The sequence below is a fragment of the Alteromonas sp. 76-1 genome, assembly GCF_900654235.1.
Classification (GTDB): Bacteria; Pseudomonadota; Gammaproteobacteria; order Enterobacterales; family Alteromonadaceae; genus Alteromonas; species Alteromonas naphthalenivorans.
Genome location: NZ_LR136958.1, coordinates 1,795,721 through 1,813,388, shown reverse-complemented (window position 1 = coordinate 1,813,388; position 17,668 = coordinate 1,795,721). Strand labels below are relative to the sequence as shown.

At 43.6% G+C, this 17,668-nt stretch carries 15 protein-coding genes; 7 read left to right on the top strand and 8 right to left on the bottom strand.

Features of this window, described 5'->3' with window-relative positions:
- Positions 1–1,590 (top strand): CsiV family protein, encoded by a 1,590-nt coding sequence (locus ALT761_RS07660; RefSeq protein ID WP_129737748.1) that lies wholly within the window; start codon positions 1–3, stop codon positions 1,588–1,590.
- A gap of 20 nt (positions 1,591–1,610) precedes the next feature.
- Positions 1,611–2,126 carry a cob(I)yrinic acid a,c-diamide adenosyltransferase gene (locus ALT761_RS07655; protein WP_013784542.1) on the top strand — a complete coding sequence of 172 codons (516 nt, stop codon included), beginning with the start codon at positions 1,611–1,613 and terminating at the stop codon, positions 2,124–2,126.
- Positions 2,127–2,158: 32 nt separating this feature from the next.
- Here the strand turns inward: ALT761_RS07655 and ALT761_RS07650 are convergent, their stop codons facing one another.
- Positions 2,159–3,550, bottom strand: coding sequence for an SLC13 family permease (locus ALT761_RS07650; RefSeq protein WP_129737746.1), 1,392 nt, complete (start codon positions 3,548–3,550; stop codon positions 2,159–2,161).
- Positions 3,537–4,595 carry a beta-N-acetylhexosaminidase gene (nagZ, locus tag ALT761_RS07645; protein WP_442858146.1) on the bottom strand — a complete coding sequence of 353 codons (1,059 nt, stop codon included), beginning with the start codon at positions 4,593–4,595 and terminating at the stop codon, positions 3,537–3,539. The genes ALT761_RS07650 and nagZ overlap by 14 nt, the downstream gene beginning before the upstream one ends.
- A gap of 98 nt (positions 4,596–4,693) precedes the next feature.
- On the opposite strand from nagZ, the gene ALT761_RS07640 reads away from it, so the two are divergent.
- Together ALT761_RS07640 and ybaK are read left to right on the top strand one after the other, a co-directional pair.
- Complete coding sequence (locus tag ALT761_RS07640) at positions 4,694–7,189, top strand: penicillin acylase family protein (RefSeq protein ID WP_129737742.1); 2,496 nt, start codon at positions 4,694–4,696, stop codon at positions 7,187–7,189.
- 32 nt (positions 7,190–7,221) lie between these two features.
- On the top strand, positions 7,222–7,692 hold the full coding sequence (ybaK, locus tag ALT761_RS07635; protein WP_129737740.1) for a Cys-tRNA(Pro) deacylase: 471 nt from the start codon (positions 7,222–7,224) through the stop codon (positions 7,690–7,692).
- A gap of 38 nt (positions 7,693–7,730) precedes the next feature.
- Here ybaK and ALT761_RS07630 read toward each other — a convergent pair whose 3' ends face one another.
- The 6 genes from ALT761_RS07630 to pheS all read right to left on the bottom strand — a co-directional run bounded on the left by ALT761_RS07630 (position 7,731) and on the right by pheS (position 12,859).
- Entirely contained in the window at positions 7,731–8,021 is a 291-nt protein-coding gene (locus ALT761_RS07630) for a type II toxin-antitoxin system RelE/ParE family toxin (protein WP_129737738.1), read from the bottom strand.
- Positions 8,014–8,235: a TA system antitoxin ParD family protein gene (locus ALT761_RS07625; protein ID WP_013784548.1), complete on the bottom strand. Its 222-nt coding sequence runs from the start codon at positions 8,233–8,235 to the stop codon at positions 8,014–8,016. The genes ALT761_RS07630 and ALT761_RS07625 overlap by 8 nt, the downstream gene beginning before the upstream one ends.
- A gap of 218 nt (positions 8,236–8,453) precedes the next feature.
- The gene (locus ALT761_RS07620) at positions 8,454–9,056 is read right to left on the bottom strand and encodes a hypothetical protein (RefSeq protein WP_129737736.1); all 603 of its coding nucleotides are present in this window, start codon (positions 9,054–9,056) and stop codon (positions 8,454–8,456) included.
- Between the two features lie 117 nt (positions 9,057–9,173).
- The gene (gene ihfA, locus ALT761_RS07615) at positions 9,174–9,473 is read right to left on the bottom strand and encodes an integration host factor subunit alpha (protein WP_013784550.1); all 300 of its coding nucleotides are present in this window, start codon (positions 9,471–9,473) and stop codon (positions 9,174–9,176) included.
- 3 nt (positions 9,474–9,476) lie between these two features.
- Positions 9,477–11,864 (bottom strand): phenylalanine--tRNA ligase subunit beta, encoded by a 2,388-nt coding sequence (pheT, locus tag ALT761_RS07610; protein WP_129737734.1) that lies wholly within the window; start codon positions 11,862–11,864, stop codon positions 9,477–9,479.
- 14 nt (positions 11,865–11,878) lie between these two features.
- A complete protein-coding gene (gene pheS / locus ALT761_RS07605; RefSeq protein ID WP_013784552.1) occupies positions 11,879–12,859 on the bottom strand; it encodes a phenylalanine--tRNA ligase subunit alpha in 981 nt (326 codons plus the stop codon).
- A gap of 392 nt (positions 12,860–13,251) precedes the next feature.
- On the opposite strand from pheS, the gene ALT761_RS07600 reads away from it, so the two are divergent.
- The 3 genes from ALT761_RS07600 (at position 13,252) to ALT761_RS07590 (ending at position 17,542) form a co-directional block, all read left to right on the top strand.
- Entirely contained in the window at positions 13,252–14,040 is a 789-nt protein-coding gene (locus ALT761_RS07600; RefSeq protein ID WP_129737732.1) for a hypothetical protein, read from the top strand.
- A gap of 432 nt (positions 14,041–14,472) precedes the next feature.
- Positions 14,473–15,198, top strand: a complete 726-nt coding sequence (locus ALT761_RS07595; protein WP_172602861.1) for a sulfotransferase family 2 domain-containing protein — start codon at positions 14,473–14,475, stop codon at positions 15,196–15,198.
- Positions 15,199–15,685: 487 nt separating this feature from the next.
- Positions 15,686–17,542 (top strand): acyltransferase family protein, encoded by a 1,857-nt coding sequence (locus ALT761_RS07590; protein ID WP_129737728.1) that lies wholly within the window; start codon positions 15,686–15,688, stop codon positions 17,540–17,542.
- The last annotated feature ends 126 nt before the right edge of the window (positions 17,543–17,668 follow it).

Here is a 17,668-nt window from a genome sequence, read left to right as displayed (position 1 = left end):
ATGAGGTTTTTTCGTTGGAGCCCACTACTTGCTGTATTGGCTTCTACCCCGTTGTTGGCAAATGACGACTGGTGGTTCGATGTTGAAGTTATTGTTTTTGAAAGAAAGGTGGCAATGTCTGCCCTTGAAGAACAGTTCGATTTAGCTGATTCATTAGCCGTTCCGGCTACCGATGCCGATGTAATAGGCGCGGTTATTACCCCCGACATTAGCATGCTAAAGCAAGGCATTGCGGTTTGTGGTGAAACCAATGCGCTTGAGTGGCCAAAGTTTGATTATTTTGCCAGCGCCTCAAGTGAAACGGATGCGCAAGCAACAAACCAGGCATCGAAAGTAATATCTGAAGAAACCAATTCATATCAACTTCAGTCTACTCAAACTAATTTTGCCAATGAGCTGGGCTCCCAATCATTAGTGGGCACCCAAGCTTCAACCGACACGTTATCAAATGACGATTTATCAGATAACGGCTTATCGGCAGAAGAAATAGCCAGTTATTGGGTAGAGTTTCTAGGTTTAGATGAAACAGAAACCGTTACGGTACCTAACCAGCCGTATTGCGTAGTGCAAAAGCCTTGGTTGAGCTATTACGACAGTAAATGGCATATTCATCGCCCAGACAACCGCTTACCAGCACCTAAAGAGCTTCCCATTACCCCTGAAGGTAGCGATTGGCCATACGCTAGCCACGCCCATTTATTAACGAAGAACGCACAAGAAATGGCGTCTTTATCGCGCCAAATTAGACAAAACCGCGATCTCACTCGCTTATTACACGTTACTTGGCGTCAGCCTGTAAAATTCGGTAAAGACGATGCCTTCAACGTTCGCCTTTTTGCTGGCAACAACTTTTCAGATGAGTTTGACCAAGACGGCGTTCAGCGCCCGCCGCAGCCACCACTACGCTTTGGCAACACTGCGTCAATCTCTGACAGCTCTGATTCGAATAGCTATGGTTCAAATAGCTTTGATGAAAACAGCTATCAAAATTTAGAAGATAAAATCCAAAGTCTAGACGCTACAACCATTGGCACCAGTGGCGTTAGCGGCGTTAGTGCTACTGGCGAGTTAAATGAAAACCAAGGTAACAGCCAGCCATTTGGGCTGAATGCTACCAGCACTGAAACTATAACAAGCGACTTCTTTTACGATTTAGATGCACGACTCGCTAGCCCAACGCCCATATTATTTAAAGATTTATTGGCGTTGGATAACGCCGATGTTATCGACGACGCTGACGAAAGTAATATAAGCGCAGCATTTCGTGCGCCTATTTGGAAAGTAGACGGCAACATAAAAGTATTTTTGAAATACATAAACCGTGTGCCCTATTTGCATATCGATAGCGAGCTTTTCTATCGCCAGCCTATTCCTGTTGAAGGTCAAGCGGCAGCCAGCTCATCAAGCTCTATGAGTAGCGTAAGCAGCAATGAAGATGCCAACGCTACGCCAGAATATCAATTGGTGTCACTACCCTTTAGCGAACAGCGCCGGGTAATAAGCAACCAGCTTCATTACTTTGATCACCCCTTATTTGGCATGGTGGTTCAAATTCGTCGTTACAAACGCCCAAGCGCACCTGAAGAGTAAGAACAAGGATTAATACCAGCATGAAAATTTATACCCGCTCGGGCGACAAAGGCAGTACGCAAATATATGCCGATAAGCCAGTAAGAGTAGAAAAAGATGATGCGGTAGTACAAAGCTACGGTGATATCGATGAACTTAACAGCCACTTGGGGCTATTGGCTTCAATGGTAGCCGTGCATTTGAAAGAAGACATTTACACTATTCAGCGAAACTTGTTTCAGGCAGGCTTTGCTATTTCAGCCAGCTCTACCCTTACGCAAGATGATGTGGTTAAGCTGGAAAGCGATATTGATAAAATGACAGCCACTTTGGGCCCGCAAACCACGTTTGTACTGCCTGGTGGCAGTAAAGCGGCTGCCCAAAGCCATGTATGCCGTGCCGTATGCCGACGTGCAGAACGAGCTGTTATAGTGCTAACCAAGCACTACGATGTACCCGCCGTAGTGCCTGCTTACTTAAATAGGCTGTCTGATTACTTGTTCACCTTCGCCCGCTTTTTAAATGCCGAAGCAGGGTTCGATGAAGTCGCTGTTTAGTTGCGGCTGCATTGCGATTTAAGCGCTGCAAACTAAGTTCGCGTTAACAGCACACCAGCGGTTACCACAAACGCCACAATAATATTCAGTACTACGCCCTCGCGCACCATGGTTTTCACCGTAAGTTCACCACTGCTATACACAATGGCGTTTACGGGTGTTGCCACCGGCATCATAAATGCGCAGCTGGCACTAATGGCTGCGGGCATCATGAGAATAAGCGGGTCTACATCTATAGCCACCGCCGCGCTGGCTAAAATGGGCATTAATAAGGTAGCAGTAGCCGTATTCGATGTAATTTCTGTTACAAAGCTTACCGCCAAGCACAGCACTAACACCAACAAAAACAACGGTAACACGGCTAAGCCTGTTAAGCCCTGGCCTAACAACTCACTTAAGCCAGACGCAGTAAACGCTTGGGCCAAGCAAATGCCCCCAGCAAATACCAACAACATTCCCCAAGGAATTTGCTGCGCGGTATTCCAGTCAAGTAAGTAACCTTGTTTGCTGCCTGTAGCGGTAGGTTCGCGTTCGCCATTGGGAATAACACACATTAGTACCACACCCGCTAAGGCAATAGTGCTGTCGCCAACAAAATCCATACCGAACCACGCTGTCCAATACGGCCTAAATACCCACGCCATGGCCACAAAGGTAAACACCAAAAGCACCCGTGCTTCTGCACTTCGCCAAGGGCCAACATCGGGAAGCCCTCCGGTTTTCACTCCCTTTAAATGCCGAGTTAACCACAATGCCATTAAGGGCAATGCTACCAATACAATAGGCACTCCGGTTTTCATCCAGTCAATAAAACTAATTTCTGTGCCCGTAGTTTGCTGATACACACTCATAAAAATAATATTGGGTGGCGTACCAATAGGCGTACCTACACCGCCCACACTAGCTGCGTAAGCAATACCCAGTAACACGGCGACACCCAGTTTAGGCGAATTAGATGCATGAATAATGGCAAGGGCAATAGGAAGCAGCATAAGTGTGGTGGCGGTATTTGAAATCCACATGCTTAATATGGCAGAGGTAAACATAAAGCCAAATACCAGCCTGCGGGCACTGTTTGCACCGGTTAGCTGAATAAGGTACACCGCTAAACGTTTATGTACGCCAGATTTTTCTAACGACTTAGACAACATAAACGCCCCCATCAGCAACAAGATAACGTGGTTACCTAATGCCGATGCAGCCTCTTGATAGCTAATAACCCCCGCCATAGGAAAGGCGAAGAAAGGAATGAGTGCGGGCAAGGCTATATGCAGCGCTTCGGTTACCCACAACATGGCAACCAGCACAGTAATGGCCGCACTAATGGCCATAATATGTGACAAGCCTGAAAACAACAGCACTCCATACAGAGCAACTGCGCTAACCAAGGATATTATTATTAGTTTCGGTTTAACCGGTTCCATAGCGCGACAACACCTTTAATGCGTTTTTATAAGCTGCACTGGCATGCACAGCTGGTTTGCGCCCGTAAAGTGAGGTTAAAGCCTCGAAAGAATCTGTTGAATGAGGCAGCGCATCTAAAATAGATTCTGCCCCTTTCGGGTTATTACATGCCAATACCATATGGCAACCTGCCGATAATGCAGCCATGGCACGATCGACATAATTGCCGGCAACACTGGCACCGTGCATAGACAGGTCATCAGAGAACACGGCACCGTTAAAACCCAAGTCTTGCTTTAATATTTTTTGTAACCAGTGCTCGGAAAAACCGGCTGGCTTGCTATCAACTTGAGAATAAATAACGTGCGCTGGCATTACGCCATCTAGCAACTGTTTAGAAATTAATCTTTCAAAAACAACCATATCAGTTTGTTTAATTTCTTCAAGCGGTCTTTCATCTACAGGTAACGCCACGTGAGAATCTGGGGCCACACTGCCATGCCCAGGAAAGTGCTTCCCAATGGCTGGCATATTGGCAACCTGTAAACCTTCAATTAGCGCCGAGGCTAAGGGGGTCACCTTTTCTGCGGTTTCAGCGAAGGCTCTGTCGCCAATTACTTTCGACACCCCGTTGATATCAAGCACAGGGGCAAAACTAAAATCGATGTCTATCTGTTTTAGCTCATGAGCCATAATGGTACCGCAGGCTTTAGCTAGTTCTAGCGTGGCATCGTTGACTATTGTCTCTTCTACTTCTGGCTCTATTTCCAGTAAATCTGCCCAGTCGATATCTTTACCTGCCGCTTTCGCCTGCACCAACCCGGATAACTTACCCATAGCAGGTAACTTGGTAAAACCTTCACGAAAGCGTTGAACCCTGCCCCCTTCGTGATCGACCGCTATTAATAAAGGCTTTTTGGCACTTTCTCGAATTTCTTTTACTAACTGAGTAAGTTGCTCGCAATCGTAAAAATTACGGCTAAATAGTATGACGCCGCCCACCACAGGATGTGCTAATTTTTCTCTCTCTTCAGGCAATAAACGCTCTGCCTGACAATCAAGCATTAACGGGCCCATAGTGTTTCTCGCAAACGTGTCATAAAACATCACTTCAAATTTGTAGATAGTGTGGTTAGGATAGAGAAAAAAATGGAGTAATACACGTGTTAAATTGGATTAAGTGGTTGGTTTTAGGTGCAATTGCATTAGTCGTTTTAGCACTAGGTGGCGTGTATATGGCGTTGCACCTAAGTTTACCTACATTAGACGGCAATCATGCCACGTCTCGTATTACTGCGCCCGCTACCCTTGCCCGCGACAATATGGGCCATGCGGTAATAAATGCACAAGACAAATTCGATGCCGCATATGCCCTAGGCTTTGCCCACGGCCAAGACCGCTTCTTTCAAATGGACTTACAACGAAGAAGTGCATCGGGCCGCTTATCAGAATGGGTAGGCGATGTGGCGCTAGAGATAGATAAAAACGCCCGCTTTCACCAGTTTTCGAAACGCGCTGTAAAAGTTTTCGACAGCCTACCATTAACGCAAAAGCAGTTGCTGGTAAGTTACTCTCATGGCGTAAATGCTGCGCTAGACGAATATACCGTGCCCCCCTTCGAATATATTGCAGCCGGGTTAACGCTATCACCTTGGCAACCCACCGACAGTATTTTGGTGGCCTACAGCATGTATTTAGATTTACAAGGCGGGCAAATTGAAATTGATTTGGCGCGCACCGCACTAAAAGAAACCTACGGCACGCCGTTATATAACTTCATTACCCAGCCTAGCCGTTATCAAGCCGCTTTGGATGGCAGTGAGCTGGCGCTTTACCATGCCGACGTACCGCCCTACCCTGTATTACCAGAGCCAGCTTCTCCTGATTCTACCCCGTCTGAGCCTAGCCCTTCTGAGCCTATCCCGTCTGAGCCTAGCCCTTCTGAGCAGGCCCCTAAACCTAGTGACGGCATTGATGATTCGGTTCCCCCAATTACCGCAAAAATAGCACTGCAGTCTTACGACGCTGAAGAGCTGCCCGATATAGGCAGCAATAACTGGGCGGTTACCGGAAACCTTACGGCAACAGGAAGCGGTTTACTGGCTAACGACATGCACTTAGGTTTGCGTGTACCTATTATTTGGTATCGCACACAGCTGAATTATAAAGACACGCCTCGCGCCCCCGTAAGCGAAGGGTATGATAGCCTTGCTGTATCAGGCATAAATTCATCAGTGGCTAACGTATCGGTAACAGGGGTGTCATTGCCTGGATTACCTGGCGTGATAGTTGGCACGAACAATAAAGTCGCGTGGGGCTTCACGAATGCCAACCTAGATAACCTTGATTGGATAGCCCTTGCCGACGACACGCCTACCCATATGGTAGATGAAGTAATAGTAAGCAAAGAGGTATCGCATACCTATACCCTTGAAATTAGCCAGTACGGCCCCGTTAAATTGGTTAATGGTAAGCGTTACGCATTAAACTGGGTGGCACATCATCCTTTTGCAGTAAACCTTGCCATTGTTGATATGGGCACCGCGAATACCGTAGACGATGCTATTGCCGTAGGCAAAGAGATTGCCATTCCTACCCAGAACATGGTGATAGTTGATGATGCTGGCAGCGCAGCATGGTTACCCGGCGGCGCAGTAATGAACAGAGAGCAAGCTTCGTTTACCGCCGTTGACGAAAGTACCGTTGCGCCAATAGCCCCCTCACGCACGACTAACCTTCCGGTAGTAAAAAACCCAAGCAGCAACAGAATATGGACCGCCAATGCGCGGGTAATTTCCGCCAATGACATAGCAAGACTGGGTGATGGTGGTTATGCCCTTGGTGCCAGAGGCCAGCAAATAAGAGATCGCTTATTTGAAAAAGACTCTTTTAACGAAAACGATTTTTACGCCATTCAGTTAGATAACCACGCGCAATTTTTGCTGCCGTGGCAGCAGCTGCTATCGGGTTTGTTATTAAACGACAATATTGAATTTAAGGCCGACCTTGCCTATCTGCGTAAATGGGGTGAATGCGCGTGCGAAGACTCTGTAGGTTACACGCTAGTAAAGCATTTTCGTAAAGAGGTGGTAAGCCAACTGTTTGGTAAAATACTGTCTAGCATTGATGACCAAGGCGTACAAAGCCGTTCGTTACTTCGCGGCATCGAGCCTGCGGTATGGCAACTCATTCACACTCAGCCCGATAGCTGGCTGCCAGAAGGTACTGAATCTTTCGATGATCTACTGGTTGACGCCTATCGCCGCGCCAAACACACGCTATTAGATGAGCACTCCCCTATTGAAGCCAATATGGAAGACTTACGCTGGGGCAGTGTAAATGCACTTACGGTAAAGCATCCGTTTGCGGAGCAAATTCCTTTTGTAGGGCATAAGCTGAATATGGATACTGTTGAAGGCTTTGGGGATACTTATATGCCAGCCGTTCAATCATCGACGTTCGGCGCATCAGAACGCTTTTTTGTTAGCCCAGGTCATTTAGACGACGCCATCCTAACGCTGCCTGGGGCTCAATCAGGCCACCCGCTATCACCCTTTTTTAAAGCGGGCTTTAGCGACTACGCCACACAAGCCGCTACCCCGTTACTGCCAAGTGAACTTATTCACTTACGACAATGGTACCCAAAGGACGAAGGATAAAGGCCAAAGGAAGAAGGAAAAAGGATAACGCGATGACTCCTGCTATTACTCTGTTAAAGAAAAAGCGTATTGCGCATACTATTTTAAAGTACGACCACGACAGTAAGGCGCCTTCCTATGGATTAGAAGCCGCCGATAAGCTAAGTCTTAACCCAAGCGCAGTATTCAAAACCTTGGTGGTGTGCGATGAAACTAATAAATTAGCCGTAGCCTTGGTGCCCGTAAACACCACGCTAAGCGAAAAAAAGCTGGCAAAGGTACTTGGGGTTAAAAAAATTACCATGGCACCTAGCGACACCGTGGTTGCCAGTACTGGCTATTTATTAGGTGGAGTAAGCCCATTAGGGCAGAAAAAACGCCTAGCAACCGTGTTGCATAAAAGCGCTCTAACACACGAAATGATTTACGTAAGTGCAGGTAAGCGGGGTTTAGAGCTAGAAATACCCCCGCAACATATTGTTAGCTTAACGCAAGCTAAGACTGCCCAGATTGCCGCCGACTAGCAAAGTAAAACAATAAGCTTATTGTTATACGCAATTGGTCAGAATAATTTTTTAACATCGCGGTAAAAGTTTTCATGAGAGCCAAGTGCTATCAATTCAAGTATTACAGTGCCATCCTCGTAGCTGTAACCGAGTAAGGTTAACTGTTTAACCATCTTGAACTTGTACACGCGAAGAAAGGCTAGGTCGTTTTTTTTTTGCTCTCCTAGTAGAGGATCGTCCATCAGTTCCTTTACAGCTTTATCCACGTCTTTTTTCTGGTTCTGATATAACTTCTTTACTGCTCTCTTGAAATTAGCTGTCTGTAAAACACTGGTAATCTTAGCCAAAATCGTAAGGCTCTAACTTTCCTGCCTCTTTTTCCGCTTTGGAAATAATTGCCTGTTTTACGAATTCGTATGGTAAATCAGGATTATCTTCCATCATTTCGCCTATCTTTGCCCAATGCTCAATCTGTTTTGGCATAGTTCGGTTTAATGCTTTTCCCATAATGGTCGCTTTCTCAACTAAATTCTGGTCTAGTCTTACGCTCGCTGTTGCCATAACATGCCTCCTAATAGTTCACCATCACATTGTAGCAAATTGCGCATAACAAACGCATTAGCACTCGCTGCGCTCGCTAGGGAAAAAAACACGTAGGCTCCCTGCGCTTCGCTTGGTATTTTAGCCTACGTATTTTTGGCCGTTGTGCGGGTGTTAATGACATTGCGCTTATCGTTTATTTTTTAGGTCTACTTGCTTTGGGTTCAATTTCTTTGGCTTTACTTTTTATTTGATTGGGGCTCATCTATGGTCAGCGACAGCGAATCACCTTCGGCACGTGCAAGCCAGCGCTGTTTAGCTTCGTTCAACGCCGCGTCACTTGGCGGGTTAGTGCCCGACAAAGCCTGCGCCATTTGAACAATAATCGCATCGCGTTTTTCAAGCAACGCTTCGGTACGTTCGAACAAGTCGTACGCCTCTGGGTATTCGTCTTTTAAATTACCCATATCTTCTAGCGCATAATAACGCGCTTCAAACGCTTCGTTAAACAGCTGACGCTTAGCGTTAAACACTACATAATCATAGGCTTGCTGCGAATCTAAATATTCTATGTGAGTTTGCGCTAAATGGCCTGCTTCAGCCACTACTTGCGCTTGTTCCATCCACTGATGAATGGCGTCTTTATCGCCGTTTTTAACCGCTTCTTTTACACCAGCTTGCAAATCACTGGCGTGTAGAATTTCCATTAGGGTAATAACAGGAACTTGTGCTGACGCTTGATCGCGCTGATCAGTATCTTCTGCCAAATAAACAAACCAACCCGCAATGGCAAAAACAATACACGTGATAACAGCAACAATAATCAGAAGCGCTTTAGCCACACTTTCCTCCAGACAAATTGAAATGAAACGCAGCAACAAGGTTACTGGTTTTTAATAGGCAATACAAAAAAGAGCGAGTTACCCCGCTCTTTTATCAGTATTGTAACGACCGGTAGATTACTGGTCGATAGGCGAAGAGTTTTCTACGCGACTCTTCAATTTCTGACCCGGGCGGAACGTTACCACTCGGCGCGCTTTAATAGGAATGTCTTCACCGGTTTTAGGGTTCCGGCCCGGACGTTCGTTTTTATCACGCAAGTCGAAGTTGCCAAAACCTGACAGTTTTACTTGCTCACCAGCTTCTAAAGCGCCTTTTATCTCTTCGAAAAAAAGCTCTACCAGATCTTTAGCATCACGCTTGTTAATGCCTAACTTTTCGAATAGGTGTTCAGCCATCTCGGCTTTGGTCAATGCCATAGTTTACTCTCTTAACGCGGCCTCAAACTCAGATTCCAGACCTTTAACCACAGTATCTACAGCCTGCTGAATTTCAGCTTCTTCCAAGGTTTTTTCCGGATCTTGTAAGTGAAGTGACAAAGCAAGGCTCTTGTAACCAGGTTCAATTCCCTTGCCTTTGTACACGTCAAACAAGTTTAAGCCAACTAGTTGATTTACGCCAATTTCTTCTATGTAAGAAAGAATATTTCCTACACTCACTTCATCTTTCACCGTAATAGCAATATCACGGCGGTTCGATGGGAAGCGCGATACAGGCGCGGCAGACGGTAATTTACGTGCGACAACAGCTTCCACTTCAAGCTCGAACACAAATACCCGACCATTAACACCCAACAATTTTGTAAACTGTGGATGTATAGCACCAATATAGCCAACTTCTTCATCATTAAGCAAAATTTTTGCAGTCATACCCGGATGCAACGCACTATGCTGAGCACTTACAAAACTAAACTCACCGGTTTTACCCGTTAAGGCCAATAATGCCTCTACATCTGCTTTTGCATCAAAGAAATCTACTGGGTTGTCGCCTAAGTCCCAGTGTTCTTCGTTCCGACGCCCTGCTACTACACCACCAATAACCTGCTGTTGCAATACACCATTAGGCGTATCTTGTTGAGGAATAAAGCGTAATCCAGTTTCAAACAAACGTACTCTGCCCTGCTGACGCTTTTGGTTGTAAGCCGTTGCACCTAGTAACCCAGGCCACAAGCTAACACGCATCACAGACATGTCTGACGAAATAGGATGCGGCAATACCATGCTTTTCGCATCAGGAAATAGTGCACTTTGAATTTTAGGGTCGACAAACGAATATGTAATCGCTTCATTATAGCCACGGCTTAATAATAACGACTTCATGGTGTTAATCGGCAACACCGCTTCTTGAGAAGGCAACATAGACAATGCAGCGGTTGGCGCAACATGTGGAATGTTGTTATAGCCATACACACGCGCTACTTCTTCTATTAAGTCTTCTTCAATCGCAATGTCGAAACGATAGCTTGGCGCCTTCGCTTCCCAACCTTCATTGGTTTGGACAACGTCTAAACCAAGACGTTCAAGCATTTCAAGCACTTGAGCATCATCAATGGTTATACCCAACACGCGGGCTAAACGATCACGTCGTAATAAAACACTAGCCTGCTTAGGCAATTTGTCTTCTTCACAGGCTTCAACAACCGGCCCTGCTTCACCACCACAAATTTCTAAAATAAGGGCTGTAGCACGCTCCATAGCGTTACGTTGAAGCTGTGAGTCTACGCCACGCTCGTAGCGGTGCGACGCATCGGTATGTAAACCATACTGACGTGCACGGCCCATGATGGCATCGCGGCTAAAGAACGCACTTTCTAGCAAAATATCTTTGGTTTCTGTATTCACACCTGAATGTAAACCACCAAAAATACCCGCCATAGCAAGGGCTTTGTTGTCGTCGGCAATAACCAAGGTATCGTCGTTAAGCTTAGCTTCGGTTTCATCTAGCAACGTAAGGGTTTCACCCTTATTCGCCATACGCACGTTTACGCTACCTTCAATAGCAGCAAGGTTAAACGCGTGCATAGGCTGGCCAAGCTCTAACAAGATAAAGTTGGTGACATCTACAATAGGGTCGATGCTACGAATACCACAGCGGCGAAGCTTTTCGCTTAACCATAGCGGCGTAGCGGCTGCTACATTAACGTTACGAAGCACACGACCTACATAACGTGGGCACGCTTCTGGCGCGCTTAAGTTAATAGCAATGCTATCGTCAATAGTGGCTGGAACAGGGCTAATAGCCGGCTCGCATACATCTAAGTTGTTCAACACGCCTACTTCGCGGGCAATACCACGAATACCCAAGCAGTCTGCTCGGTTAGGGGTTAAATCAACTTCAATAGAGGTATCGTCTAGGTCTAGGTATTCACGAATGTTCGTGCCTACTGGGGCATCGGCTGGCAATTCAATAATGCCGTCGTGATCGTCGCTAATACCTAGCTCAGAAAAACTACACAACATACCCATAGAAGGTTCGCCGCGTAGTTTTGCTTTTTTAATTTTAAAGTTACCAGGCAGTACCGCGCCTACAACAGCAACGGCTACTTTAATGCCTTCACGGCAATTCGGGGCACCGCAAACAATGTCGCGAAGCTCACCGTCACCTACGTTTACTTTAGTAACACGTAATTTATCGGCATTCGGGTGCTGGCCACATTCAACCACCTCACCTACTAATACGCCGCTAAATTCGCCTGCAACAGGTTCAACACCATCAACTTCAAGGCCAGCCATGCTTAACTGTTCAGACAGTTCGTTAGCCGACAAAGCAGGGTTAACCCATTCTCTTAACCACTTTTCACTGAATTTCATGCTTACTCTCTGCCTTAGTTGAACTGTTTAAGGAAACGAAGATCGTTTTCAAAAAACGAACGCAAATCATTCACGCCATAGCGCAACATGGTTAAACGCTCTACGCCCATACCAAAGGCAAAGCCAGTGTATTCTTCAGGGTCGATGTTTACGGCCTTAAGTACATTTGGGTGTACCATTCCGCAACCTAATACTTCTAACCACTGACCGTTTTTACCCATTACATCTACTTCGGCAGACGGTTCGGTAAACGGGAAGTAAGACGGACGAAAACGCACTTCAAGCGACTCTTCAAAGAAGTGATGCAAGAAATCGTGCAATATACCTTTAAGGTCGGTAAAGCTAACGTTTTTGTCTACCATCAAGCCTTCAACCTGATGGAACATAGGCGTATGGGTTTGATCGTAATCGTTACGATAAACACGCCCAGGTGAAATAATACGTAGCGGCGGCTGTTCAGCTTCCATAGTACGAATTTGAACACCCGATGTTTGGGTACGCAGCATCATGTCTGGATTAAAATAGAAGGTGTCGTGATCGGCACGCGCTGGGTGATTAGCCGGAATGTTCAAGGCATCGAAGTTATGAAAACCATCTTCAATTTCAGGGCCGGTTTTAACCGCAAAACCCAACTCGCCAAAAAACGATTCAATACGCGCAATGGTACGGCTAACCGGATGCAAGTTGCCCGGCGCTTCAGTACGGCCAGGTAACGTTACATCAATGGCTTCTTCAGCAAGCTTCTTGTTTAGCTCTTCACTGCGCAGGGCTTCGCCTTTTGCAGAAATAGCTTGTTGAATTTGCTGTTTGGCCACGTTAATTTTTTGACCAGCCGCTGGGCGCTCTTCGTTAGAAAGCTTCCCAAGCCCTTTAAGTAAGTCGGTAAGTTTACCTTTCTTACCCATGAATTCGACCCTAACTTGGTCTAGTGTGGCTGCATCTTGTGCAGCGTCAATCAGTTCTTTTGCCTGATTGATAATAGCGTCAAGCTCCATGTTTTCCTCAATTGACATGATGACTGGATAACCACGATGCGCTATGCATTGCCCTGTAATTAGGCTAAATCTTGTAAAAGATTAAATCCGTAAAGGCTAAATATAGTGCGTTAAATTGCGGCTTGCCTGAATAAAGGCGACAGTTTACACGACTGATAGACATAACCGCTACCCTATATGGCTGATATTGGCAGATTTTTGTACCAAGCTAGAATAAAAGTTGTTGAATGCGGGGTTACTTTGCTGGCAAACAAGACTTTAGGTAGTTTTTAGATTGGTTAAATAAACCATAGAACAAATTTCATACAAAGTTTATTATTAAAGCGCAGTATGGTTAAGCAGTATCAATTCCTACCCAAGCCTTAACTCGCATTGCGTAAAAAGGAGCTTTTATGCACACCAAGATATTAGCTGTACTCTTATTATTTATTTCCTACAACGCGCATTCTGCGTTCATGCAATTCAATTTCACAGGCTTTGTTTCTAGTGTTGAAAATAATGAAGAAACGTTTTTCGATGAAGCTACTTTACTTGGCCAGCCTGTAAGCGGTTCGTTCACATTAGACCTTTCTAACGAAGTACGAGGCAGACTGGAAACCAACTGGTACTGGTGGGGGCAAGTGGAAACTGGCTTACCCGTATTAACTTCCCAATTAAACCTGGGTAGTAAAACATACAGCCTTGCCAATCAAGGTATTTACAACACCTTTGAAGATGACTTCTTTCCTGAAGAGCACATTGAAATGTATAACGGGCCATATTATGACGGCGGCCCCATTGGTGACGGCGAATATTTTAGCGATTTTGCTAGGCTTATAGAAACGACACCCCAAGGTGAAACAAACTTAACCTACGATTTAAGCATTTATTTTTTCGATTTAATTAATGACTTTCTGGTATTCAGCGAAGAAACTGAACTGTTCGACAAACAGCCCGACTTCTCGCAATCGTTTTTCTGGGAAGATACAAATTTTACTGATGACAACCAACAAGGTTCAGGAACGTTTAACGTATACGAGAGCTTTTATCCTGATGTTGGCGGTTTTGAGCGCAACATTGATTCAACGCTAGAATTTACGCTGGCTAGTGTTAGTGCGGTAAGGGTGGATTCGCCAAGTACTTGGGTGTTCTTTATTGTTATAGCAATCGCATCATGTACAAGAAAGTATTTACTTACTTGAAATAAACAGCCAATTCTTGAGCCATACTCTCTCGACTATTAGTGATTTCTACAAGTTGATAGCGAGAATATATAGATGCGCTGTGCTCAACCTTCTAAAATTACTCAAACTATTAGAATTAAAAAATATGAAATTAAGGGAAGGTTTTCATGCGCTACGAGCAATTGCTGTGACTTGTGTCGCTTTATTTCATTTCAACCATGATTGTTTACCCTGAGGTTTCGCAGGAGTGGACGTCTTTTTCGTTATTTCCGACTTTAGCGGGGTATGTTAGCGGACTTTTTGTCTGGGAAAATAGCCCATTTAGCTAAACCTATAAAAGAATAATGCTGTTTCACTATTAGACTTAAGTAGATATTAGTTTGATAATTGTATTACTATTTGACTGTGGTTTACCGCAAACTTGGAGAAAATAATGAAGGAATTATGGTTTTGAGAAAAAAAATAAAAAAAGCTATTAGGAATGCCAAGTTGCGATTTGTTGATTTTGATAAACTTAATGAGATGTCAAAACCCAAGTTTCACAATAGCATCACGGATATGTTTACAAAAACAGGGTATTGTTTTGTACATATCCCTAAAAATGGGGGGACGTCAGTAGAGTCAATATTATATGACGATAAACGAGTAGGTCATCGTACATCAAAGGAATGGAGCGAGCTGGACCCTAGTGGTTTCAAAGAATGGAAGAAATTCTGTATAATCAGGGACCCTATCGACCGATTTCTTTCGGCTTTCGATTACTTAACAAGTGGTGGAAGAAACTTGATCGACGCAGAAGTGGCCAGACGTTACGTAAGATCTTGTCATAACGTCAATGATTTTATCGAGTCAATGCGCGAAGAAATTGTGCTTGACAACCTACTTAAGTATTTTCATTTTCAACCACAATCGGAGTATATATTATCGGAAGATAACCTGTGTATGGTTGACCGCTTATTATCATTCACGAACTACAATGCTGATCTTGCAGACTTTTTAAATATAGACTCAACCCAAGTCGAGCATAAAAATAAGACAATAGGGAAACGAACCAAACGTGAAGAAATAAATCAACGTAATCTAGATTTCTTGAGTCAGATTTATCAAAAAGATATCAAAATTTTCACGTACAGCGAAACTAAAAGTGACGATGTTTTTGGTGATTTAATAATGTAGAGTGTGTTCTAAAAACTTTAAAATTTTTACTGATGATGGTATGGGGAGTGGATAATTTTGTTTGGCTTCTATAGGACGTTTCTAGCTTTAGTCGTTGTACTTCATCACTTATTGAATATTCCAATTAAAGGGTATAGTGCTGTTAACTCCTATTAAATAGCCAATCGAGTAAATTTCGCACTAAAAACATCAACTATATGTAATTTAAAACTCAACTTTTCACCAGTAAGGTGCATTTAACGCAGCTTTTTTTACTTCTAGCACTACTCGACTCAACAGAAGATCCCCTACGTCACAGGGATCACGGCTGAATTCATACGCCCATTTAAAGTTGGCAGCAAGCTTGCTTTATTTGGTGTTTGTTAAATACAGCCTATCCTTGGGACATACTATCTCGACTATTAGTGATTTCTATAAGACAATAGCACGCATAAATAAGTACGCTGTGCTTAACCTTTAAAGCCCCTTAAAAAAGAAGTAAAAGAAAATGAAATTCAGGGAAGATATTAATGCGCTACGAGCAATTGCTGTGGTTTCTGTGGTTTTATTTCACTTCAACCATGATTGGCTACCCGGCGGCTTCGCTGGGGTAGACGTCTTTTTCGTTATTTCCGGCTTTTTGATGACAATGATTATTGTCAAAGGCTTAGAAAAAGAGACTTTCTCAATCTTATCGTTCTATAAGGCGCGGGTTAGACGAATTATTCCTGCTTTAGCGGTTCTTTGTTTCGTGCTTATGTTTTTAGGTCTATTTTTACTTTCACCAATAGACTATTTAAATTTAGGGAAGCACTCTGCTGCTAGCTTGACGTTTTTGTCTAATATGGTTTATTGGACTGAATCCAATTACTTTAACCCTTCATCTAATGAAAAGTGGCTTCTGCATACTTGGAGCCTTTCCGTTGAATGGCAGTTTTATCTTATTTACCCAATCGCTTTAGTTATTTTGAGAAAATTTCTAACACTGAATCAGTTAACATTAATGCTTGTAGCTGGGACTATTTTAGCGTTTATCCTTTCAGTTTTAGTAACCATGAAATCAAGCAGTGCCGCATATTTTTTGCTTCCGACAAGGGCATGGCAGATGTTAGCCGGCGGTCTGGTATTCCTTTATCCCATCCAGCTAAAAGATAGTGTAAAAAGCCCCTTGCAATTATTAGGTTTACTTTTGATAGTAAGCTCGTTTTTTATTTACACATCTACCACTCCATGGCCCGGTTACGCATCTTTGTTACCAATTATTGGAGCTTGTATAGTACTTGTTTCAAATAATGGTGAATCCAAACTTGTAAACAATAGTGTAACTCATGCCCTTGGAAAATGGTCATACTCTATTTATCTTTGGCATTGGCCGATTGTAGTTGCTGGTTACTATTTCGAACTCGGTGAAAATTGGTGGGCTATAGGTATTCCACTATCCTTAATCCTCGGCGCCCTTAGCTTTAAATTTATAGAATCTAAAACATTAAGCGACTATCGCGTTAAAAATTTGAAATATGTGCTACGACCGTTGCCTTTTGCTTTTATATCTACACTTGTCGGCCTGTCAATTCTTTACACTAATGGTTTCTTATTTCGTTTGCCGCCAAGCGAACAACTTTTAGTTAAGTCGGCTATAGAAGCTAAAGATGATTGGAATTACCCAAAGCCCAATATGGAAATTGGTTCTTTAGATATTAGGTTCATAAAAGGGAGATCGGATAAGAACATTCTTGTAATGGGTGCTAGTCATATCGAGCAAATCTATCCTTATGTTGATAGCTTAGATAACGAATACAATATTTACTTTTTGACGCAAGCGGGATGCTTTGTAACGCCATCGATGAAAAATCCGAAGTGGAAATGTTCAAATCTTCAAATGTATTCGGAACTCTTAGAAAGGGTGAAATTCGATAAAATAGTTACCTCTTTTTACAGCTTTAATTCATATTTATCAAAAGAACCTTTGGAGAGAGAACAACAAATACTTATTAGAATTAAAGAATTTGATTCTTTTTTAGTTGATATGAAAGAAAAAACACCCCAAATTTATATTCTACTCGGAGAACCCCGCGGTGATGAATTTGACCCAGTGTTAGCATTAAGAAGAAGCCTTCCAGGTAGCATCACAGAATTAAAAGCACGGGAGGAATACCTTGAGCATGTGAACGCCTTCGCAAGGTTAACAGCACTAGATGGTGTTAAAGTAATAGATCCTATATTACACCTGTGTACAGAAGGTACCTGCCCAACAAGAAACAAAGAAGATGGTTTTTTTTACCGTGATAAAAATCATATGCGACCGTTGTACGCAATTAATAATTTAGGTTATTTGTACGCAGTATTTGTTGAAAATGATTCTTAATCGTTGGTTGACATTTAACTCATAACCATAAATTCATTTTGAAATACTGGTATAGAAATGTTGTATGTGCCCTTATTTCCTCAAATTTAGTTAAAACTACGAATTTACAGCTTTAGTAAATTTCAC